General features: G+C 71.9%; 20 protein-coding genes. 11 read left to right on the forward strand and 9 right to left on the reverse strand.

Features of this window, described 5'->3' with window-relative positions; all coding sequences use genetic code 11:
• Window positions 1-48: 48 nt before the first annotated feature.
• Together B4N89_RS37790 and B4N89_RS37795 are read left to right on the forward strand one after the other, a co-directional pair.
• Window positions 49-1,392 carry an STM4012 family radical SAM protein gene (locus B4N89_RS37790; RefSeq protein ID WP_078981070.1) on the forward strand — a complete coding sequence of 448 codons (1,344 nt, stop codon included), beginning with the start codon at window positions 49-51 and terminating at the stop codon, window positions 1,390-1,392.
• Window positions 1,389-2,342: an STM4011 family radical SAM protein gene (locus B4N89_RS37795; RefSeq protein ID WP_235619192.1), complete on the forward strand. Its 954-nt coding sequence runs from the start codon at window positions 1,389-1,391 to the stop codon at window positions 2,340-2,342. Before B4N89_RS37790 ends, B4N89_RS37795 begins: the two co-directional genes overlap by 4 nt.
• A 28-nt stretch (window positions 2,343-2,370) precedes the next feature.
• On the opposite strand, the gene B4N89_RS37800 is transcribed toward B4N89_RS37795, so the two are convergent.
• The 4 genes from B4N89_RS37800 to B4N89_RS37815 all read right to left on the reverse strand — a co-directional run bounded on the left by B4N89_RS37800 (window position 2,371) and on the right by B4N89_RS37815 (window position 6,271).
• Window positions 2,371-3,588, reverse strand: a complete 1,218-nt coding sequence (locus tag B4N89_RS37800) for a DUF6745 domain-containing protein (RefSeq protein ID WP_078981071.1) — start codon at window positions 3,586-3,588, stop codon at window positions 2,371-2,373.
• A 44-nt stretch (window positions 3,589-3,632) separates the two neighbouring features.
• A complete protein-coding gene (locus tag B4N89_RS37805; RefSeq protein ID WP_078981072.1) occupies window positions 3,633-3,959 on the reverse strand; it encodes a hypothetical protein in 327 nt (108 codons plus the stop codon).
• A 104-nt stretch (window positions 3,960-4,063) separates the two neighbouring features.
• Entirely contained in the window at window positions 4,064-4,897 is an 834-nt protein-coding gene (locus B4N89_RS37810) for an arylamine N-acetyltransferase family protein (protein ID WP_235619193.1), read from the reverse strand.
• 108 nt (window positions 4,898-5,005) lie between these two features.
• Window positions 5,006-6,271 (reverse strand): glycosyltransferase, encoded by a 1,266-nt coding sequence (locus B4N89_RS37815; RefSeq protein WP_235619194.1) that lies wholly within the window; start codon window positions 6,269-6,271, stop codon window positions 5,006-5,008.
• A 262-nt stretch (window positions 6,272-6,533) separates the two neighbouring features.
• Here B4N89_RS37815 and B4N89_RS48285 point away from each other — a divergent pair, with 262 nt between their 5' ends.
• Window positions 6,534-7,193, forward strand: coding sequence for a hypothetical protein (locus B4N89_RS48285; protein ID WP_143658227.1), 660 nt, complete (start codon window positions 6,534-6,536; stop codon window positions 7,191-7,193).
• Window positions 7,190-7,936 (forward strand): DUF4239 domain-containing protein, encoded by a 747-nt coding sequence (locus B4N89_RS37820; protein WP_101897479.1) that lies wholly within the window; start codon window positions 7,190-7,192, stop codon window positions 7,934-7,936. Before B4N89_RS48285 ends, B4N89_RS37820 begins: the two co-directional genes overlap by 4 nt.
• Window positions 7,937-8,370: 434 nt before the next feature.
• Here B4N89_RS37820 and B4N89_RS37830 read toward each other — a convergent pair whose 3' ends face one another.
• The 3 genes from B4N89_RS37830 to B4N89_RS37840 all read right to left on the reverse strand — a co-directional run bounded on the left by B4N89_RS37830 (window position 8,371) and on the right by B4N89_RS37840 (window position 11,211).
• On the reverse strand, window positions 8,371-9,534 hold the full coding sequence (locus B4N89_RS37830; RefSeq protein ID WP_235619195.1) for a CynX/NimT family MFS transporter: 1,164 nt from the start codon (window positions 9,532-9,534) through the stop codon (window positions 8,371-8,373).
• 71 nt (window positions 9,535-9,605) lie between these two features.
• Window positions 9,606-10,316 (reverse strand): FadR/GntR family transcriptional regulator, encoded by a 711-nt coding sequence (locus tag B4N89_RS37835; RefSeq protein ID WP_078981077.1) that lies wholly within the window; start codon window positions 10,314-10,316, stop codon window positions 9,606-9,608.
• 139 nt (window positions 10,317-10,455) lie between these two features.
• Window positions 10,456-11,211, reverse strand: coding sequence for a DeoR/GlpR family DNA-binding transcription regulator (locus tag B4N89_RS37840; protein WP_235619196.1), 756 nt, complete (start codon window positions 11,209-11,211; stop codon window positions 10,456-10,458).
• 398 nt (window positions 11,212-11,609) lie between these two features.
• On the opposite strand from B4N89_RS37840, the gene B4N89_RS37845 reads away from it, so the two are divergent.
• From B4N89_RS37845 to B4N89_RS37865, 5 genes are all read left to right on the forward strand, one after another.
• The gene (locus B4N89_RS37845; RefSeq protein ID WP_235619197.1) at window positions 11,610-12,671 is read left to right on the forward strand and encodes a substrate-binding domain-containing protein; all 1,062 of its coding nucleotides are present in this window, start codon (window positions 11,610-11,612) and stop codon (window positions 12,669-12,671) included.
• Between the two features lie 117 nt (window positions 12,672-12,788).
• Complete coding sequence (locus tag B4N89_RS37850; RefSeq protein ID WP_078981080.1) at window positions 12,789-14,336, forward strand: sugar ABC transporter ATP-binding protein; 1,548 nt, start codon at window positions 12,789-12,791, stop codon at window positions 14,334-14,336.
• On the forward strand, window positions 14,333-15,376 hold the full coding sequence (locus tag B4N89_RS37855; protein ID WP_078981081.1) for an ABC transporter permease: 1,044 nt from the start codon (window positions 14,333-14,335) through the stop codon (window positions 15,374-15,376). The genes B4N89_RS37850 and B4N89_RS37855 overlap by 4 nt, the downstream gene beginning before the upstream one ends.
• A 25-nt stretch (window positions 15,377-15,401) precedes the next feature.
• On the forward strand, window positions 15,402-15,716 hold the full coding sequence (locus B4N89_RS37860; protein WP_078981082.1) for a hypothetical protein: 315 nt from the start codon (window positions 15,402-15,404) through the stop codon (window positions 15,714-15,716).
• Between the two features lie 116 nt (window positions 15,717-15,832).
• A complete protein-coding gene (locus B4N89_RS37865; RefSeq protein ID WP_078981083.1) occupies window positions 15,833-16,243 on the forward strand; it encodes a GNAT family N-acetyltransferase in 411 nt (136 codons plus the stop codon).
• A gap of 111 nt (window positions 16,244-16,354) precedes the next feature.
• On the opposite strand, the gene B4N89_RS37870 is transcribed toward B4N89_RS37865, so the two are convergent.
• Window positions 16,355-16,843: a PPOX class F420-dependent oxidoreductase gene (locus B4N89_RS37870; protein WP_235619198.1), complete on the reverse strand. Its 489-nt coding sequence runs from the start codon at window positions 16,841-16,843 to the stop codon at window positions 16,355-16,357.
• Window positions 16,840-17,433: a dihydrofolate reductase family protein gene (locus B4N89_RS37875; protein WP_078981579.1), complete on the reverse strand. Its 594-nt coding sequence runs from the start codon at window positions 17,431-17,433 to the stop codon at window positions 16,840-16,842. Before B4N89_RS37875 ends, B4N89_RS37870 begins: the two co-directional genes overlap by 4 nt.
• 91 nt (window positions 17,434-17,524) lie before the next feature.
• Between B4N89_RS37875 and B4N89_RS37880 the strand changes: the two genes are divergently transcribed.
• Together B4N89_RS37880 and B4N89_RS37890 are read left to right on the forward strand one after the other, a co-directional pair.
• Window positions 17,525-17,977, forward strand: coding sequence for a winged helix-turn-helix transcriptional regulator (locus B4N89_RS37880; RefSeq protein WP_078981084.1), 453 nt, complete (start codon window positions 17,525-17,527; stop codon window positions 17,975-17,977).
• Window positions 17,978-18,531: 554 nt separating this feature from the next.
• The gene (locus B4N89_RS37890) at window positions 18,532-20,136 is read left to right on the forward strand and encodes an ABC-F family ATP-binding cassette domain-containing protein (RefSeq protein WP_201261105.1); all 1,605 of its coding nucleotides are present in this window, start codon (window positions 18,532-18,534) and stop codon (window positions 20,134-20,136) included.
• The last annotated feature ends 45 nt before the right edge of the window (window positions 20,137-20,181 follow it).

Consider the following 20,181-nt stretch of genomic DNA (forward strand, 5'->3'; position numbering starts at 1 on the left):
CGCGGGGTTCGTCGCAATACCCGTCGCACGTCCGGAGGTACCCGTCCCATGGCCCCGACCGCCGCCGAGGCCCCGTCCGTGGACATCGGGTCCCCGTACACCGGATACGTCTACTCGTACCCGCACAAGACCGCCTATCGGCCGCTCGAACCCGCGCCCGCGCTGCGCGACGTGTGGGCCGGGCAGGACCTGTCCGCGCTGTTCCTGTACCTGCACATACCGTTCTGCGAGATGCGCTGCGGGTTCTGCAACCTGTTCACCCGCACCGGCGCGCCACAGGAGTTGGTGGCGCGCTACCTGGACGCGCTGGAGCGGCAGGCGCACGCGGTACGCGAGGCGGTGCCCGACGCGCGGTTCGCGGTCGGGGCAATCGGCGGCGGCACGCCGACCTACCTGGAAGCCGCCGAGCTGACCCGGATGTTCCGCATCGCCGCCGAGGTGATGGGCGCCGGGTTCGGATCGATGCCGCTGTCGGTGGAGACCTCGCCGGCGACCGCGACGCCCGACCGGCTCGCGGTCCTGGCCGCGCACGGCACGACCCGGGTGAGCATCGGCGTGCAGTCGTTCCTCGACGCGGAGGCGAGGGCCGCGGGGCGGCCGCAGAAGCGCGCCGAGGTCGAGGCGGCGCTCACCGCGATCCGCGAGGCGGCGATCCCGACCCTGAACATCGACCTGATCTACGGCATCGACGGCCAGACGCACGCCAGTTGGCTCGACTCCCTCGACGCGGCGCTCGCCTGGCGGCCCGAGGAGATCTATCTGTACCCGCTGTACGTGCGCCCGCTCACCGGCCTGGGCCGACGCGCCGTCTCGCGCGCCGACTGGGACGACGACCGGCTCGCGCTCTACCGCGCGGGCCGCGACCACCTGCGCGCGGCCGGATACGAGCAAGTGTCGATGCGGATGTTCCGTCGTGCCGGTGCCCCGGCCGACGCGGACACCGGATACCGGTGCCAGCGCGACGGGATGGTGGGGCTGGGCTGCGGCGCCCGGTCGTACACGAGCGAGCTACACTATTCGTTCGACTACGCGGTGAACGTGGGCGAGGTGCGCGGCATCATCGACGAGTATGTGGCCCTGGACCGGGACGCCTTCTCCCGCGCCCGGTTCGGCTACCGCCTCGACGCGGCCGAGCAAAAACGCCGGCACCTGCTGACCTCGCTGCTCCAGGTCGACGGCGTGGACGTCGCCGAGTACCGCGCCCGGTTCGACTCCGACGCCGCCGCGGACTTCGCCCGGGAGCTGGAACCCCTCGCCAAGCACGGCCTGTTGAGCGTCGACGCGGATCGCATCGCACTCACCGAGGACGGCCTCGGCCGGTCCGACGCCATCGGCCCCGCGCTGTTCTCCTCGGCCGCGGCGGCGCTCATGGACGGGTATCGGGCGCGGTGAGCGTGCCGCTGTCGCTCTCCCTCGCCTCGGCCCGGGAAGCCGCGCGGCCGTTGACGATCCTGTATCGCGGGCCACTCGCCTCCTGCGACTACGACTGCGGTTACTGTCCGTTCGCCAAGCGCCGCGACTCGCGGGCGCAACTCCTGGCCGACCGCGAGGCGTTGGCGCGCTTCGCACACTGGATCGCGGCGGCCCCGGAGCGGATCTCGGTGCTGTTCACGCCGTGGGGCGAGGCACTGGTCCGGCCCTGGTACCGGCGCACCCTGGCCGAGTTGACGCACCTGCCGAACGTCGACCGTGTCGCCGTGCAGACGAACCTGGGTGCCCGGCCGTCGTGGACCGAGGCGGCGGACCTGCGGCGGTTGGCGCTGTGGGGGACGTATCACCCGGACCAGGTGCCGTACGAGCGCTTCCTCGGCCGTTGCCGCGAACTCCGCGCGCGCGGCGTGCGCTTCGGCGTCGGGGTCGTCGGCCTCCCCGAACACCTGGCCGCCGCCCGGAGGTTGCGCGGTGACCTGCCGGCCGAGGTGTACCTGTGGGTGAACGCCGCCGAGGGCCGTACGTACACCGACGCCGAGGCCGCGGCGTGGACCGACCTCGACCCGCACTTCGGCTTCAGCCGGCACGCCCACGTCTCGGCGGGGGCGGCGTGCCGGACGGGGGACACGGTGGTCAGCGTCGACGGCGACGGCGTGGTGCGTCGGTGCCACTTCGTACCCGAGGTGCTGGGCAACCTCTACGACGGCTCGTTCCGCGCGGCCCTGGGGCGCCGCCCGTGTCCGCGCCCGCTGTGCGACTGCCACATCGGCTACGTCCACATGGACGCGCTGCCGCTGTACGACGTCTTCGCGGGCGGGATCCTGGAGCGCATTCCGGCGGGGTACGGCACCGGGCCGCGCCCGGACGGCGGCGCGGCTCGGCCGACCGGTGCCGGCCCGGCAACCGCTTGACGGTGCCGCCGGTTGCGTCGGCGGCGGCTCAGGTCTCCCGGGCCGGGCGGTATTCCTGTTCGGTCAGGCCGAAGGTCCAGGCGACGCCGGCGCGGGCGGTGCGCGTGGTCGGCGGGACGCGCAGCCAGTAGACGCGGACCGAACCGTCGGGCTCCGGGGTGGAGTTGAGCACCTCGACCATCACGATCGGCTCGTCGCCGGGCAGTTCGATGCGCCACAACACGCCGGTCTCGTCGCGGTGCAGCGGGCGGGCGCCGACCTCGGCGAGGTAGCGGTCGTAGCCGTAGATCTCCAGCATGACGCGACGCAGTTCGGCGTTGTCCTCGTCACGGATCCGCTGGGCGTTCAACGCGCCGCCGGCCGGCCCGAGGGTGGTCACGAAGTCGGCCGGGACGGGCATGCCGCGCCACGCGTGCAGCGCGAAGCCGTCGGGGAAGGCCAACGCGGCGCCCTCGCCGTTGTGCAGGCGCGCGGACTCGTCGCGGTGCAGCACGGTGGGGCGTTCGGCGACCAGGACGACGTTCTCGTACGGCCACCACCAGCCCGCGGACCGCGCGACCTCGGCGACGGCGTCCAGCGCGGCCGCCGACGGGGAGGCGTCCAGACGCGGGAAGCACCGCCGCAGGCCGTCGAACGCGGCGAGCCAGGCGGCGTCGTGCTGGCCGCCGAGCGCGTCGAGGGTCGCCGCGCGGGCCTCTCGGGCCACGGGCGCCGTCGGGGTGACCGTGCCGCGCCGGGCCGGGCCGCGGTCGGTGCCGGTCGCGGACAGCACGGCCTCCTCGATGCCGTCGCGGATGCGCGCGGACAGGCTCGTGGTCGGGTCCCACAGGCGTTCCGCGATCTCGCCCCAGGCCTGCGCCCAGCCGGTGTGGCCGAGCAGCGCGACCGCGTCGGCCCGGGCACGCTCCCAACTCGCCGACCGGATCCGGTCGCGCACGCTCGCCCCGGCGCGCGACGCCATGGGGGCGCGCACGGGCAACCGCAGCGCGGCGAGTTCCTGCGGCTTGAAGGCGCCGGACACCACGGTCGCGGCCACGGCGGCGGCGAGCGGCGACGCGTACCACAGGATCTTGCCGGGTTCGGCGAGCCCGGCGGCCCGGTAGGCGGCCCGGATGCCGCGCTCGGCGGCGTCCCGATCGGCGGGCCGCGCGGCCGCGGCGACCTCGGCCCACCCGTCGGCGGACTCGGCGAGGGTCGCCCGGTGCGCGAGCGTGAGCTGCGGGAAAACGGTCGGGGCGGCGGTCACGAAAGGCTCCGGGAAAGTGGCGGGTCGGCGGTCGGGGTGGCGGGTCAGTCCGCGATGATACGGACGGCGCCCGGGATGTATTCGCGCTGGCGGACCACTTTGTACCAGCCCTTGGGCAGCGAGATCGTCGCGTGTTCCTCGTGCACGAGCCGGGTCGGCGCGTCGATCTTGAGGTGGCCGATGGTGGTCGGCTCCGGGTCGAGGAACAGCGTGCCGGCGCCCACGACCGCGTGCGCGTGCCCGGTGACCTCGCCCAGCGCGAGCACGATCCGGCCACGCCCGTCGCGCGGCTTGGCCGGCAACCCGGTCACCCCGACGGGCACCGCACCCTCGTCGACGGGAAGCAGCAGAATGTCACCCTGGCGATACATGAATTCCCCTCACGGATCCGCGACTTCGAGGCCCACCCCCGATTTCCCGAACGCTACGCGCCCCGACCGACAACCCACGCGACGACGAACGCCGCCCCGACGACTCACGCCTGCGCCGCGGCTTCCTCGGCGGCGCGGGTGAGCAGGAGTCGCTCCTCGTCCGGTGTGAGCGGGACCTCCAGGACGCGCAGCCAGTCGGCGAGTTCGCCCTCGCGGAGCGGGCGGTGCTCGGTGGGCGCGTCGGTCCGGCGCACCGTGAGCGCGGCATGGGTGACGGTGACGTGCCGGCCGGGCAGGTGGCGGGTGATCATCAGGGTGCGCTTGAAGTGCGACGTCGGGTGGGTGCTCGTGTAGTAGTGGGCGATCTCGACGTCGACGGGCAGCACGAGCAGTTCGTCGACGGAGTGCATCATCTGCCAGCCGCCGTCGCGCCAACGGCGCATCCGCCACACCTCGTCGTCGCGGTCGATGCGGTAGCGCCAACCGAGGTGGTCGTCCTGCGCTCCGTGCGCCACCGGCATCGGGCGCAGCACGCTCATCCCGAACCCCGGGTCGCACAGCAGCCGTTGTCCGTCCACGGTGACCTCGACGGCCATGTGGGTCCGGCCCTGCAGACTGCCGTCGGCCGGATCGCCGACGCGCCCGAGCCGCCGGATCACGTCGTAGCCCAGCCGCTCCAGCGCGGCCGCGAACAGCGTCGAGTGCTCGAAGCAGTAGCCGCCCCGCCCCCGGCCCACGAACTTCTCCTGCACGGCCGCCAGATCCACCCCGCCGGGCCGCCCGAGGAACACGTCGATGTCGTCGAACGTGAACGTCCGGACATGCACCTCGTGCAACTCGTCCAACGCCTGCCGCCCCGGCGCCCTCGCCGGGAGGCCGAGCCGCCCGAGATAGCCGCCGAGGTCGAGACCGTCCACCTGCCAAACGTCAGTACTCACGGCCCAAGTCAACCAGTGCCCGCCGGCGGCGCCCCGGCGGGCCTGCGGGAGACCTCGTGGGGTCGGGAGGCAGTCCGGGAGGCGGTCCGGGACGACGACCGATAGCCGTCAACCGCGGCGACTTCTCCCGCCGCCGCCCGCGAGCCGGCCCAACAACGCGTCGACGGGTCCGACGGAGTCCTCCACGGCGAGCCGGGCGGCGATCGCGCCGGCGCGGTCGCGGTAGCGCGGGTGGCCGGTGGCCTCGACTAGGGCCGCCCGCAGGGTGTCCGCGGCGAGCCGGCGCAGCGGCACCGCGCGCGGCGCGACACCGAGTCGCACGAGCCGATCGCTCCAGAAGGCGCCGTCGAGCTGGATCGGCACGGGTACGCTCGGCACGCCCGCGCGCAGCCCCGCGGCGGCGGTGCCGGCCCCGGCGTGGTGGACGACCGCGGCCACGCGGGGGAACAGCAGGTGGTGCGGGATGTCGTCGACGGTGAGCATGTCGTCGCCCACGGCGCCGAGATCGGCCCACCCCCGCTGCACGATCCCGCGCAGCCCCGCGGCCCGCAGCGCGCGTACCACCTGCTCACTCACCCGTTCGGGATCGGGAACGGTGGCGCTGCCCAGGCCGACGAACACCGGCGGTGGACCGGCCCGAAGAAAATCCTCGACCGGCGCGGTCAGTTCGCGCGAGTCGTACGGCCACCAATAGCCGACCGGATCCAACCCCGGCCGCCAATCCGCGGGGCGCGGCACGACGATCGGGCTGTATCCGTACACCACCGACCAGCCTCGACGCTCCCGCGCCCGCCGCGCCGTGGTCGGACCGGCCGCCGGCAGCCCCAGGCGCTTGCGGAGGTCGCGGGTCACATCGGTGTAGACCCGGTCGAGGGCAATGTCGACCGCATGGGCGGCCAACCGATTGCCCACCTGGCCCAAAGAGTGCTCCGAGACCATCGCGGGCGCGAACTCCCTTGTGGGATGCAGCGGTTGCAGATATGCCCCCGCGCACGGCACCCCCAACCCCAGGGCGATCGTGCACGCGGCGGGCGCCAACGACGCCGACGCCACGATCACGTCCTGCCCCTGCGCGGCCTCGACCAGACCGTCGGCCATCTCGCACGCCAACGAACGGGCCAGCGCCAACACCCGAACCAACTTGCCCGCACCGGTGTTGCTGCGATGCAGCGCCCGGCCCTGCTCCGAATGCATCTGCTCCTGCGGATCGATCGGCAACGCGTGAAACCGCATTCCCGTATCCGCCACCAACGGCTCGAACCGCCCATGCGTCACCAGGGTCACCTTGTGCCCGGCGGCGAGAAGCCCGGCCCCCAGCCCGGTGAACGGAGCAACATCACCCTGAGAACCCGACGTCATGAGAGCAACACGCATGGCCACAGTGTCCCCCGCCCCACGCACCCCACCCAACCCCTCACCCACACGCCAAGTCCCCTAAAGCGAAACCCACTTCGCCCCTGCGACGGGCCGCACCGGCGACCCGGTCGGCCGGTTCCCGCACCGACCGGCACCCACCACTCGCGATCGTCACAGCGAGTACGGACAGGGGCGCCGGCCCTCACCGGATGTCACTCGAAAGTGGGGTTTCGACGGTATTCGTCGGAGTGTGTCGAGGTGGCGTCGTCACTCTGATGCCATGGGCAACCCTCGATGTGCGGCTCGGTGTCTGCTGGTCGTGTGCGTCTGTCTGCCGGTCCTGGTCGCGAGCGGTGCGGCGTTCGAGGCATCGGCCGACGACGCCGTCGCGGTGATCGTGCCGGCCGACGGCCGACCACCCGACGGGAATCGGCCCGGCGCGGCGCGCACGGAGGTACACGCCGGCCGGGTGCACGTCGTGTACCAGCCGGGTGTGGTGACCTCGGTCCGGATCGGCGACGACGTCGCGGTGACCGTACGACCCGGATGCCGATGCCCGAGCCGGCCGGCCACACCGCCGCCCGCGTCTCGGCCGTCCCGGCCGCCGAGCAGCCATCCGCCGTCGACCGAGCGGGCCCCGGCCGCACCGATCCGGACCGGAGGGCCGCCTCCCGCCGCGCCCGCCGGCGTCAACGCCCCCGCCCGCACCCACGCCCCCGTCGAGGCGATCCCCACCCCGGAGCCGCCGAACACCCGGGCGCCCTCCGCCGAACCACCGCCCGCGTCCCGGCCGTCGCGACCGGCCGCCGCCCCACCCGACGACGCCGCCGCAGGCTCCGGCTTCGCCGACGGGTTCGCCCCAGCCCTCATCGTGTCGATCCTGCCCGCCGCCCTCGCCGCGCTGCTGCCGGGCCCGAGCCGACGCGGGGTGCGCCCGTGATCCTGTGGATCCTCGCCGCCCTGCTCGGCGCCGGCGTCGCGGCGGGAGCCCTCGTCCTGCTGAGCCGCGGCGAGAAGACGAAGTCCAGCGGAACCGACGGTCAACTGTTGTCCTTCTGCGGCGGCGCCGTGTTGTCCTCCTTCGTGCTCCTGACCAGCTTTCAGATCGTCGGCGCATGGGAGCTCCAGGCCACGGTCCGCCAACACGCGAGCGACGAGGCCCGGGTGTTGACCAAGACGTACGCGGCGGCCGGCGCACTCCCGCCCCCCGACCGCGAGGCCGTGCGCGCCGGACTGCGCGACTACACCCACACGGTGATCGACCAGGAGTGGCCGGCCCTGGCCGACGGGCACGACACCCCCCGCGCATGGCGCCAACTCGACCTGATCGCCTCCCGCGTCGACGCCGCTGCCGCCACCGCGCACGACCGGACCGCCGACACCGAGGCGGCGGTGGCCGACCTGTACGTCAAACGCCACGCCCGCCTCGCCGACCCGTCCTCGATCACCCCGGTCGTGCTCCCGGTCGCCATGATCGTCACCGGCGTCTTCGCGATCGTCTTCCCGGCCCTGGTCGGCCCGACCGCGGACCGCCGCCACGCGACCGCCCTGGCCTTCGTCGGCGCGATCATCGCCTTCGCCGTCCTGTTCGTCCTGCAACTCCGCAACCCCTACACCGACCCCCTGGCGGTACACCCGACTTCCTTCCGCACGGCGCTGACCCGCTACACCCAACTGGGCTGAAACTCCGCTCCCGCGCACCGCGGAACGACAGAGCGCGGGCACCCGTCGGGGCACCCGCGCTCCGCACGAACCGCGCCGACTCCGTCGATCAGCCGCCCAGGCCGAGTCGGGTCACGTCGGACCGGGTCAGACCGGCTCAGGAAGCCGCTCCGCGTTCTGCGGTGCGTCCACCGCCGTGACGGATGGACCGCTTCGAGGCCCGCGACTGGGTCGTCCGGCGGCCCGACCCCGGCGACGGCCGGTACACCCTCGCCACCCTGACCGACACCGGCAGCCGAAAGCTCGCCGCGAGCGCGCCGGAACACGTCGCACAGGTGAAGCGGCTCGTGTTCGATCCCCTCAGCACCGCTCAACGCCGCCATCCCGGCGCCGCGCGCACCCGCGTCGCCGCCACCGTGCGCGCCGCACCCGACGCACACGCCACGCGCACTCCGTCAGCGAGCGGAATACCGCACCAGACGATCCCGACCCGCGCCGTACCCGGCACCCGCCATCGCGACGCAGAGCCCGACCAGGACCACGAGCGGCAGGGTCCAACTGTTCGTCGCGTCGTGCAGGATGCCGAGGAGAAGCGGCCCCGAGGCCGCCACCAGGTAGCCGATGGACTGCGCCATGCCCGCCAGCGCGGCGACTTCGCCCGCACTGCCGGCACGCTGGCTCTGGAAGGTCAGCGCGAGGACGAGGCACACTCCGGTGCCCAGGCCGAGCAGGGTGCACGCGACAACGGACAGCCCGGGGGCGGACAGCAGCACCACGAAGCCGGCGGCCAGCACGACCGAACCCCCGGCCGCGGTCCAGCGCTGGTCGTGCCGGCCCCGGGTGAACAGGGGCAGGAGACTGCCGGAAGCCAGCGACATCAGCTGGTAGTAGAAGAGCATCCATCCGGCCGTGGTGCCGCTGGTGCCATGGTGGATCAAGATGCTGGGCAGCCACGCGACGGCGGTGTAGAAGGCCAGGGACTGCAGACCCATGAACATGCTGACCTGCCAGGCGAGGCCCGATCGCCAGGGGACCGGACTGCGGGTCACCCCGTCCCCCGCCTGCGGCTTGTCGCCCCGCATCCGGGGCAGCCAGACGAAGAACGCCGCAACGCTGAACGCGACGCCCCAGGCCAGAGCGGTGTGCCAGGAACCCGGCAGCGTGTGCGAAAGCGGCGCGGAGATCCCGGAGGAGACCGCGGCAGTGACGCCCATGACCGTGATGTAGAGGGCGCTGACCCCCTGAATGCGGTGCGCGGGCACGCTGCGCCTGATCAACGCGGGCAGCAGCACATTGCCGAACGCGATGGCCGCGGACAGGATCACGGTGCCGGCGAACAGGCAGATCACGGAGGGCAGCGAGCGGACCGCGGTGCCGACGGTGAGCGCGCCCAGTGCGGCCACCAGCAGGCGCGCGCTGCCGAACCGGTGCGAGGCCCGGGCCACCAGCGGCGATGTCGCGGCGAACGTCAGCAGCGGGAGCGTGCTCAGCAGCCCGCCCCAGCTCGCGGTCAAACCGCTGCCGTTCTCGATCGCCGGCAGCAGGGTGCCGACGCCAGTGAGGCTCGTACGCAGATTCGCCGCCACGAGGCAGATCGCGACGACGAGCCCGATCGACACGGCGGGCAGGGTCCTGTCGGGGGCCGGCGACGTCGAGGGGGCGAGCGGGCGGGATATCGACGACTGCGGGCTCACCGCGCCTCCGCCGTCCGGGACACCTCGGCCTCGTGGTCGCGGGTGAGCCCGACGATCGCCGCGGCCGCGGCGCGCGCGCCGCCCTCGTCCCGGGCCTCGATCGCGTCGACGAGCCGCCGGTGCAGTCCGGCGTGCTTCTCGGCGCCGGCGGCGTCCCAGGACAGGCCGCCCAGGTGGGCGGTGAGGGCCGTACCGAGATGGTCGTACACCTCGATCAGGAGGTCGTTTCCGCTCGCCCGGACGACGGCCCGATGAAACAGCGCGTCGACGTTCCCGGCCGCGGCGACGTCCGCCCCCGCGCAGGCCGCGTCGGCGTCGGCCAACAGCTCCCTGAGCCGGCGCAGTTGCTCGTCGGTGCGGCGCAGGGCGGCGGCCCCCGAGGCGTACTCCTCCAGGACGGTGCGCAGTTCGAGAACGTTGTCCCGCTGCGCGGAACCCGCCCGCCGCACCATGACCGACTGGAGCTCACTCGACGCGCGGACATAGGTGCCGTCCCCGACCCGGGCCTCCAGCAGGCCCAGGTGCACGAGCGCGCCGAGCGCCTCCCGCAGGGTGCTGCGGCCGACCCCCAGCTCCTCCATGAGGGCCTGCTCCGGCGGGATTCGGGTGCCCACGGGCCATCCCCCCGCCTCGATGTGCGAACGAAGACTGTCCACGAGCTGCGAGGCCAGGCTCGCGGACCGCCGCGGTGTGCTGATGCGCTTCATGGAAAGAGCATACATACAAACGTCAGACATTTGAACATGGCGGCACAGTGCACCCGCGCCGCACCGGGCGCCGAGGAGGTCCTCGCGCCGCCGACCCCGCACACCGACCCGGCACGGGGCGTCGATCGCTGGTTCTCCGTCAGGACGAGGCGGGTTCCACCGGGTCGACCACGACGAGGTCCTCGATGTGCTCGCCCAGTTGCTCGCGCGCCTCCTGGGGCACGCCCGTATCCGTGATCAGCGTGTCGGCGTCGCCGAGTTGGGCGATCGTGCTGATTCCGATCAGGCCCCACTTGGTGTGGTCGGCGACCACGACCAGGCGGCGGGCCGCCCGTACGAGGGCGTGGTTCGTCTCCGCCTCCAAGAGGTTGGGCGTGGTGAATCCGACGCGCGGGCTGATGCCGTGTACACCCAGCATGAGCATGTCGACGTTGAGGCTGCGCAGGGCCGCGACCGCGACCGGGCCCACCAGCGCGTCCGAGGGTGTACGCACGCCGCCGACGATCACCACGGTCTGGTCGGAGCGGCCGGATTGGTGGAAGACGTCCGCGACCGGAATCGAGTTGGTGACCACGGTGAGTCCGGGGACGTCGACGAGTTGCCGGGCCAGTGTCCAGGTCGTCGTCCCCGCGGACAGCGCGATGGCGCTGTTGGGCGCGACCATCGCGGCGGCGCGACGGGCGATCGCCTCCTTCTCCGCCGCCTGGAGTCCGGACTTCCGTACGAACCCCGGTTCCTCGGTCGAACTGCCGTCCCGCGAGGTCGCCCCGCCGTGCACCTTGGCGATCAGTCCCTGCCCGGCCAGCACCTCGAGGTCGCGTCGAATCGTCATGTCCGAGACGCCGAACTTCCGTACCAGCGTGGCGACCCGAACGGATCCCTGATCGGCGATCATTTCCAAGATCGTGTTTTGTCGCTGCCGTGCCAGCATCCCCGATCCTCCCGCCCCTGGATATCCAACAATTTCCAACATAGCAGTGTTCGTTTATCGCACCCGACTTCGGCATCGGGAAATGCTCGGGTGCGCACGGCCATTCCCGCACGTGAAGAGGGCCGGCGACAGGAGTTTTACCAAATCGGGTCTTGTTGGTTAATGTTTGAACTGCTAGATATGTGAGTCGTGTTACGAGTGAATACGGCGCCAACCGTGTTCGATTTCAAGATCGACGTTTCGACGACAAGATCGACTTTCTCCGTGCGCGCGGAGATCTTGCCGCGCACGTCCCGCTCTTTCGCAGGTCACGGCACTTCCCCGCGGTCCTCGCAGGCCGCCGACCTTCACAGGGGCTGATCATGACGCACCGCAGACGCACCCGGCGGGCAGCGGCGATGGTGGCGGCGTTCGCATTCGCCGCGGCGCTCACCGCGTGTTCGTCCGGCAAGGACGACAAGACCGGATCCGGCTCGCCCTCGGGCCCGCCCGCTTCGTTATCCGGCACGGTCAAGATCGCGTACCTGCAAAAGCAGGGCGATCAGCAGTACTTCGTCGACGAAGCGGACGGTGCCCGCGCCAAGGCCAAGGAACTCGGCGTCGACCTCAAGGTCGTCAATCTCGGCAACGACACCAACAAGGCCGTCAGCGAGGTCCAGGCGGCGACGGCCCAGAAATACCACGGTGTCGTGATCGTCGTACCCGATCCCGCCGTGGGACCGCAGGTCGTCGACATCGCCACGAACGGCGGCGCGCCCCTGCTCGCGTCCGACGACCAGATCTGCCTCACCGGCCCGGACCCGACCAAGTGCGCCAAGGACAAACTCGTCCCGCGCGTGGGCTTCAGCGGCCCGCAGATGGGCACCCAGGTGGGCGGGCGGGCGGCCGACGAATTCAGGAAGTCGGGCTGGAATCCCGCCGACACCGCGATCATCGCCGCCTGGAAACAGGACGTGACCGTGTGCACCGACCGGGTCGACGCCGCCCGCGAGGCCTTCAGGCAGGCGACCGGCGCGGACGTCAAGGTGCTCAGGGTCGGCACCGACAACACCCCGCCCGACGCGCAGAACAAGACGGCGGCCACGATGAGCGGCAACCGCTCGGTGAAGCACTGGATCGTGTGGGGCTGCAACGACGAGAACGTCACCGGCGCGGTCACCGCGCTGCAGAACGGCGGCTACGGCGCCGCCGACGTGATCGGCGTGGGACTGGGCGGCTATCTGGCGTGCAAGGACTGGGGTTCGGGCAAGCCGAGCGGGATGAAGGCCGCGCTGTTCATCAACGGCTACGAGGTCGGCGGCCTCGCGGTACAGACCATGGTCGATCGGCTCAGGAACGGGAAACCCTTCCCCGCCGAGGCGTTCGCGACGACGAAGATGGTCGACCCCGCCGACTGGCGACAATCCGGCCTCAAGTGCACGTGATCGGGCCCGACTCGCGGCCGCGCCCACCCGAGCGCCGTCGCCCCTGACCGGGTCGCGGCGACCCGGCGTACCCCCACGGGCCGCCGCGACCTCCCGAGACGCCCTCGAGGTCCAGCCATGACGAACAACCCGTCCCCCGCCCTCCCGGGCCCAGCACTCGCCGTCGAGGACATCCACAAGGACTTCGCCGGAGTCCACGCCCTGCGCGGCATCACGCTGGACTTCCCCCGCGGCACCGTCACCGCGCTCATGGGGGAGAACGGCGCCGGCAAGTCCACCCTCATCAGGATCCTCAACGGCGACCATCGACCCGGACGCGGCCGGGTCCTCGTCGCCGGCATCCCCCGCGTACTGCACAGCCCCGCCGACGCCCGCCGACACGGCATCCGCGTCATCCCCCAGGAACCCGAGATCGTCCCGCACGTCAGCGTCGCGGAGAACGTCTACATCGGCGCGCTGCCCCGCAAACCGGGCCGCCTCCTCGACCGCGGCACCCTGTACCGGCGCATGCGCTCCGACCTCGAACGCCTGGGATTCGCGCACGCCATCGCCCCCGAAACCCTCGGCTCGCGGCTCTCCCCCGCCCAGCGCCAACTCGTCGAGATCCTGCGTGCCCTCACCACGGAGGCCGCCGTGTTGGCCTTCGACGAGCCGACCTCGTCGCTGTCCGAACACGAGGTGGAAACGCTCTTCGGCCTCATCCGACGCCTGCGCGACCGGGGGTTGGCGATCATCTACGTCTCGCACCGCATGCAGGAGATCTTCCGCCTCGCCGACCGCGTCGCGGTCCTGCGCGACGGCGAGTTGGCCGGCATCCGCGACGCCGGACGCACCGACGAGGGCGAGGTGGTTCGGCTGATGGTCGGACGCGACCTGTCGGCGCTGTTCGCACGCAACCGCAACGCGCGCGACCGGGTCGTCCTGGAGGTCCGGGACGTCACCACCGACGACGTCTCGCACATACACCTCGACGTCCGCGAAGGCGAAGTCGTCGCCCTGGCCGGGCTGGTCGGCGCCGGCCGATCCGAACTCGCCGCCGCACTCGTCGGCGACGTGCCGATCCACTCCGGCGAGATACGCGTCGAGGGCCGGCGGCTGCGCCTGCGCAGCCCCCGCGACGCCGTACGCGCGGGCATCGGCTACGCACCCGAGGAGCGCAAGGCGCAGGCGTTGTTCCTGACCGGCTCGGTCCGCTACAACATCGGCATCGCGGTCCTCGACCGGCTGCGCCGCTTCCGCTTCGTCGGCGCGCGCCGCGAACGGCGCCTCGCGCGGGAGTTCGTCGACCGCCTCGAAGTACGCACCCCGTCCCTCGACCACGAGGTGCGCAAACTGTCCGGCGGCAACCAACAAAAGGTCGTCCTCGCCCGCCGGCTCGCCCGCCGACCCGAGATCCTGATCCTGGACGAGCCCACGCGCGGCATCGACATCGGCGCCAAGGCGGAAATCTACCGCCTGATCGACGAGTTGGCGGCGGCCGGCATCGCCATCCTCGTCATCTCCTCCGAACTGCCCGAGGTACTCGGCCTCGCGGACCGCATCGTCGTGATGCAGAACGGCAGGATCACCGGCGAACTCGACCGCGCCGACGCCGACGAGGAGGCCGTCCTCGCCCTCGCCATGGCATTCGACCTCGCCGAACCGACCCAGGGGAACCCGACATGACCACCACGACCGACGCATCGCCGCCGACGCCCGCCACGTCCGCCGGCGGCGCCCGTGCCCGCGCGCTGCCCCGCCGGGTCGCCGGCGCCGTCGGCGCGCAGAACACCAGCCTCGTCGGCGCGCTCATCGTCGTCGTCGGCACCTTCGCCTGGCTCGACGACGGCTACCTCACCAGGGCCAACATGACGGTCATCGGCGACACGGTCGCGGTCACCGGTCTGCTCGCCGTGGTCCAGACCGTGGTCATCATCTGCGGCGCGCTCGACATCTCCGTCGGCTCGCAGGCCGGCGTCGCCTCCGTCGTCAGCGCGATGGCCTTCACCTCCACCGACGGCAATGCCGCCCTCGGCATCCTCGCCGCGATCGGCGTCGGCATCGCGGCGGGCGTGGTCAACGGGATCGTCATCGTGTACGGCCGGGTCAATCCCGTCATCGCCACCCTCGCCACCCTCGCCGCGTACAAGGGTGTCGCCCAACTCCTCGCGGGCGGCCGGGCCCAGGGCTACGTGCTCGGCGACGACTTCTTCATCTTCGTCGCGCGCGGCAAGATCCTCGGACTGTCCGTCCAGATCCGGGCGTTGGCGGTGGTCGCCGTCGCCGTGCACGTCCTGCTCAAGTACACCGACATCGGTCGCAACCTCTACGCGATCGGCGGCAACGACACCGCCGCGCGCCTCGCGGGCATCAACATCAACAAGTATCTGGTGTCCGTGTACGCCCTCGTCGGGGTCGTCGCGGCGATTGCCGGCGTCATCCTGACCGCGCGCACCGGGTCCGGCCAACCCACCTCCGGCAGCGAGGGCCTGGAGCTCAAGGCCATCACGGCGGCGGCACTGGGCGGTTGCGCCCTCAAGGGCGGCAAGGGCGGCATCGGCGGCACACTCCTGGCCGTCTTCCTCCTGGGCGCGCTGGAGAACGGCCTCAACGTCGTCGGCGTCAACTCGTTCTGGCAAAACGTCGCGCAGGGAGCCCTCCTGGTCGTCGCCGTCGTCATTCAACAACGCCGCAACGGGGAACGGGCGGTGGGGCTGCCGACGTAGCGGGCTCCTCACGGGGTCCAATGACGTGATCGCCGTCGACCAGCATCCCCTGGGCAGGCGGGGCACCGTGGTCGCGAACAACGCCGGCCTGGTGGTCATGGTCAAGGAATTGGCCGACGGCGACCGGGCCGTCTCGCTGACCAACGAGACGGGGAGTACCGCCACGATCTCCACCACCGCGGACGCGCTGGGCATCGCCAACCGTGGGCCGTACCGGCTGAAGGACCCGTGGACCAAGGTCCCTTCCACGAACACCACCGGCACGATCAGCGCCTCCGTACCGTCCCACGCCACGGTCGTCCACCGCACCGCCCCCGGTCCGGCCCCGCTCCCGCCCTGACCATCAACGGCACCGTCTACGCCAAGGGCGTCGACGACGACAGCACCTCGACCGGCGCGGTCGCCTCCCGGATCAAAACGAGTTGCGCGAAAGCTCGGGCCAGTGATGCTGACGGGATGAGCGAAACGATCTCCTACACCTGGCGCGAACCCCTCACCGACGACGAGATGGTCGACCTCGTCCGGTCGCACGGCGGCAGCGCCGTTGCCGGCTGGTGGAACCGGATCGAGCCGCACAGCCTCGGCTGGGTGAGCGCCCGTGACGGCGCGGGACTCCTGGTCGGCTTCGTGAACGTGGCCTGGGACGGGGCGGACCACGCGTTCCTGCTCGACACCAAGACGCGGGGCTCGTACCGGCATCGCGGCATCGGAACGGCCGTCGTCCGCCTGGCGGCGGAGCAGGCGCGCGCGGCGGGGTGCGAGTGGCTGCACGTGGACTTCGAACCGGAGTTGCGACGCTTCTACTTCGACGCCTGCGGCTTCCGCGGCACGGATGCCGGGCTGATCCACCTGACCACAGGGCCGTAGCGCAGGCGCCGCACGCCCATCCTTGCCAGGAGCGCGGCGGCCGGGGCCGAAACGGCGCCGGCGACGGGCCCGCCGATCTCGAACGGCCCTCCCCGCGCTGGCCGTTGCGGGTCATGACATCCCCACCGCCTGCCGCTCCGGCTCGATGATCGCGACGACGCGCCGTAGGTCTCGCGAGTACGGCCGGCCGATGTACTTGGCGGCCACGCGGTCGACCACCGTCCAGCCCGCGTCGCCGTCGAGCCATTCGACGACCCGGCCGCGGATGGCGATCGGCCGGAAGGGGTCGTCCTCCGGCGTCAGGGACAGCGCGACTCGGGGGTCGCGGCGCAGGTTTCGGGCCTTGCGGCTGTCCGGGCCGGTCAGGATCACGATGTGGTCGCCGTGCGTACCGATCCACACGGGGACCGAGTGCGGCGCGCCGTCCGGGAGGACGGTGGCGAGGTGGGCGATCGGGGTTCCGTCGAGCACGCGGCGCACTTCGGGGTCGAGCATGGCGGTGGTCTCCTCGGGTCGGTTCCGGTGGGGCATTGCGTGGTCCTGCTCGTGCTCGTGGTCGTGGTCGGCGAGCGGTGCGAGCGGGTCGGCGGCGCGGGTCATCGCTCCACCGCGTAGTGGAGGTGGGTGACGCCGGGTGCCGGGACGGCGTCGACCAGGCGCAGGTGCACGTGTTCGGGCAACTCCCGGAAGAACGGGCGGCCTTCGCCCAGCAGGATCGGCACCTGATGGAGGATCACCTCGTCGACGAGCCCCGCCGCCAACCCCTCGGTCAGGACGCCGCCGCCCATGAGCGCGACGTCCTTGTCGCCGGCGGCCTCGCGAGCCGCGGCGATCGCGTCCGCGATGCCGGTGGTGATCAGGGTCTGCCGCTCGGTGATCTCCGGTGCCGGGCGGTGACTGAGGACGAACAGCCGGGCCGTCGGGTGGGGGCTGCCGCCGCCGAAGCGGTCGGAGTCCTCGTAGGTGTTGCGCCCGGCCACGACCGCGCCGATCCGGCTCGCGAGGGCGTCGAAGACCCGCGCACTCGGCTCGCTCTGCCGGAAACCGTCGAACACCCGGCTGGGGACGTCGCCGTCGAAGTACCAGTCGAAGAGCATCGACCCGGCACCGAGCCCCCGCCCCGGGCCGGGCTCGCGACCGGTGATGTAGCCGTCCACCGATACGGCGTGGCTGCTGATGACCTTGCTCATCGTCGGCATCCTCTCTGGAGTTCCTTCAGGAGACTTCGAAACCGTAGCAGTTCGAGTTCCTTCAGGGAACCCCAATTGCTAGACTGCCCTCATGCAGCGGACGGACTTCAGCAAGATGGCGTGCTCGATCGCCCGAACCCTCGATGTCATCGGCGAGCCCTGGTCGCCACTGGTGCTGCGCGACGTATGGGTCGGGGTCACCCGCTTCGAGCAGCTCCAGGCCGACCTCGGAATCTCCCGCAAGGTCCTGACGGAGCGGCTGAACCACCTGGTCGAACAGGGTGTGCTCGAGCGACGCCCGTACGACCGGCGACCGCGCTACGAGTACGTGCTGACCGAGAAGGGCACCGAGTTGGTCGACCTGCTGATGGTCATGACCGGTTGGGGCGACAAGTGGCTCGCGGGCGAGGCGGGCCCACCGGTGCTGTACCGCCACCACACGTGCGGCGAAATCAGCGGCGCCGAACTGCGCTGCACCCACTGCGGCAACCCGATGCACGCAACCGACGTCGACCTCCTACCGGGCCCGGGCGCGGCCGGGTAGGGGCTCGGTCACCCCATCGGCAACTTTCGGCTCACCATCACCGACTTTCGCGGGTTACGCCCCCAAGGCGGATGCCGGCACTGTCGACGCATCGGAATCGCGACCACCCGCCCGGTCCGTCGTCTCGAAAGGGTCGATCACTCGTGAAGTCACCCCGCATCGCCATCGCCCTCACCTTGGCCGCCACTCCCCTGCTCGTCCTGATCGGCGCGACGTCGGCAAGCGCGACGCAGGTCTACCCGCCCACGGAATACGACCGATCCGCGCCGGTCACGACACCGATAGGACCGACGGCGACACACTCCGCGCCCCAGGCGGGTTGAGGCGAGGCAACACGACGAAGGCGCCGACGAGTCGGCCGATGGTGCCGGTTGTGCCGAAGCCTCGGTGGTACCGGTATGCGCGGGTGCCGCCGCGCGGGCCTCCACGATGTGAACCGCGGCGGCCCGACGGTGTCGGTTAGGGTGGTGGCATGTCTACGCCCCGAATCTCCTAGCGAAGGACCCACTTCCGCGTCAGAAGTGTGTCCTTTTGCTTTTTCGGAGCGTTACTTCATGATCACCGTTCGCGGTGTCGAGCTGCGCGCGGGCGCCCGCCTGCTGCTCTCCGACATCTCCTTCACCGTCTCCCCCGGCGACCGCATCGGCCTGGTCGGCCGCAACGGCGCGGGCAAGACCACCCTGGCGACCGCCCTCGCCGGCCGCTCACGCCCCGCCGCCGGGACGATCACCCGCACCGGCCCGGTGGGCTTCCTCGCGCAGGACTCCCGCGCCGCCGATCCCGGCGTCACCGTCACCGACCGGATCCTGTCCGCCCGCGGCCTCGACCGGGCGCTGCGTACCCTGCGCGAGGCCGAGATCGCGATGGCCGAGGCCGCCGGGCCGGCCGCGCTGGAGCGGGCCATGCGCGCCTACGACCATGCCGAGGCCGCCTTCCAGACCGGCGGGGGCTATGCCGCCGAGGCCGAGGCCGCCCGGGTCGCGGCCGGACTCGGGCTGCCCGAACGGATACTGGGCGAGCCGATCGGCGCACTCTCCGGCGGACAGCGCCGCCGTGTCGAGCTGGCCCGGATCCTGTTCGCGGGATCCGATGGCACCCTCCTCCTGGACGAGCCGACCAACCACCTCGACACCGACTCGATCGCCTGGCTGCGCACCTTCCTGCAGGGCCGGCGGGGCGGCCTGGTGGTCATCAGCCACGACACCGATCTCCTTGCCGGCGTGGTCAACCGCGTCTTCCACCTCGACCCGCAGCGCGCGACCATCGACATCCACAACACCGACTGGGCCACCCACCTGACCCAGCGCGAGGCGGACCGGCGCCGTCGCACCCGGGAACGGTCGAACGCCGAGCGCAAGGCCGCGTCCCTGCATGCTCAGGCCGACCGGATGAAGGCCCGCTCGGCCACCGCCGTCACCGCCAGGAGCATGGCGCGCCGCGCCGACCGTATGCTCGCCGAACTGGAACCCACCCGGTGGGCGGACAAGACCGCGCACATCCGGCTGCCCGAACCCGCCCCGTGCGGCCGCATGCCGCTGGGCGCCGTAAGCCTCACCAGGTCCTACGGCGCACACACGGTCCTGAACGGCGTGGACCTGGCCGTCGACCGCGGCAGCCGCCTGGTGATCCTCGGCCCCAACGGCGCGGGCAAGACCACGCTGCTGCGCATCCTGGCCGGCCACGAACAACCGGACGCCGGGCGGGTGGTGCCCGGACACGGCCTGCGCCTCGGCTACTTCGCCCAGGAACACGACACGCTCGACCCCACTCGTACGGTCCGGGCCAACCTCGCCGCCGCGGCCCCGCACCTGACCGATGGTGAAGTGCGGCACGTACTGGGCGCGTTCCTGTTTCCCGCAGACGCCGCCGACAAGGCCGCCGGAGTCCTGTCCGGCGGGGAGAAGACCCGTCTGGCCCTGGCCGGACTGGTCCACTCCGGCGCCAATGTCCTGCTTCTCGACGAACCCACCAACAACCTCGACCCCGCGTCCCGCATCGAGGTCCTGGCCGCGATCGGCACCTACCCGGGCGCGATCGTGATGGTCACCCACGACCCGTCCGCCATCGATGCCCTGCGCCCCGACCGCGTCCTGCTTCTCCCCGACGCGGACGAGGACCTGTGGAGCGACACCTACCTCGACTTGATCACCCTCACCTGACGGCGCACGGTTGCGCCGCACAGTGACACGCCCCGCCGCCCCCGC

Source organism: Embleya scabrispora (assembly GCF_002024165.1).
GTDB classification, from domain to species: Bacteria; Actinomycetota; Actinomycetes; order Streptomycetales; family Streptomycetaceae; genus Embleya; species Embleya scabrispora_A.

Excerpts from the sequence above, each read along its gene's own strand:
- B4N89_RS37790 (WP_078981070.1), top strand. The coding sequence starts at position 49 with ATGGCCCCGACCGCCGCCGAGGCCCCGTCCGTGGACATCGGGTCCCCG.
- B4N89_RS37805 (WP_078981072.1), bottom strand. The coding sequence starts at position 3,959 with ATGTATCGCCAGGGTGACATTCTGCTGCTTCCCGTCGACGAGGGTGCG.
- B4N89_RS37815 (WP_235619194.1), bottom strand. The coding sequence starts at position 6,271 with ATGCGTGTTGCTCTCATGACGTCGGGTTCTCAGGGTGATGTTGCTCCG.
- B4N89_RS48285 (WP_143658227.1), top strand. The coding sequence starts at position 6,534 with ATGGGCAACCCTCGATGTGCGGCTCGGTGTCTGCTGGTCGTGTGCGTC.
- B4N89_RS37835 (WP_078981077.1), bottom strand. The coding sequence starts at position 10,316 with ATGAAGCGCATCAGCACACCGCGGCGGTCCGCGAGCCTGGCCTCGCAG.
- B4N89_RS37840 (WP_235619196.1), bottom strand. The coding sequence starts at position 11,211 with ATGATCGCCGATCAGGGATCCGTTCGGGTCGCCACGCTGGTACGGAAG.
- B4N89_RS37845 (WP_235619197.1), top strand. The coding sequence starts at position 11,610 with ATGACGCACCGCAGACGCACCCGGCGGGCAGCGGCGATGGTGGCGGCG.
- B4N89_RS37850 (WP_078981080.1), top strand. The coding sequence starts at position 12,789 with ATGACGAACAACCCGTCCCCCGCCCTCCCGGGCCCAGCACTCGCCGTC.
- B4N89_RS37855 (WP_078981081.1), top strand. The coding sequence starts at position 14,333 with ATGACCACCACGACCGACGCATCGCCGCCGACGCCCGCCACGTCCGCC.
- B4N89_RS37865 (WP_078981083.1), top strand. The coding sequence starts at position 15,833 with ATGAGCGAAACGATCTCCTACACCTGGCGCGAACCCCTCACCGACGAC.
- B4N89_RS37870 (WP_235619198.1), bottom strand. The coding sequence starts at position 16,843 with ATGACCCGCGCCGCCGACCCGCTCGCACCGCTCGCCGACCACGACCAC.
- B4N89_RS37875 (WP_078981579.1), bottom strand. The coding sequence starts at position 17,433 with ATGAGCAAGGTCATCAGCAGCCACGCCGTATCGGTGGACGGCTACATC.
- B4N89_RS37880 (WP_078981084.1), top strand. The coding sequence starts at position 17,525 with ATGCAGCGGACGGACTTCAGCAAGATGGCGTGCTCGATCGCCCGAACC.
- B4N89_RS37890 (WP_201261105.1), top strand. The coding sequence starts at position 18,532 with ATGATCACCGTTCGCGGTGTCGAGCTGCGCGCGGGCGCCCGCCTGCTG.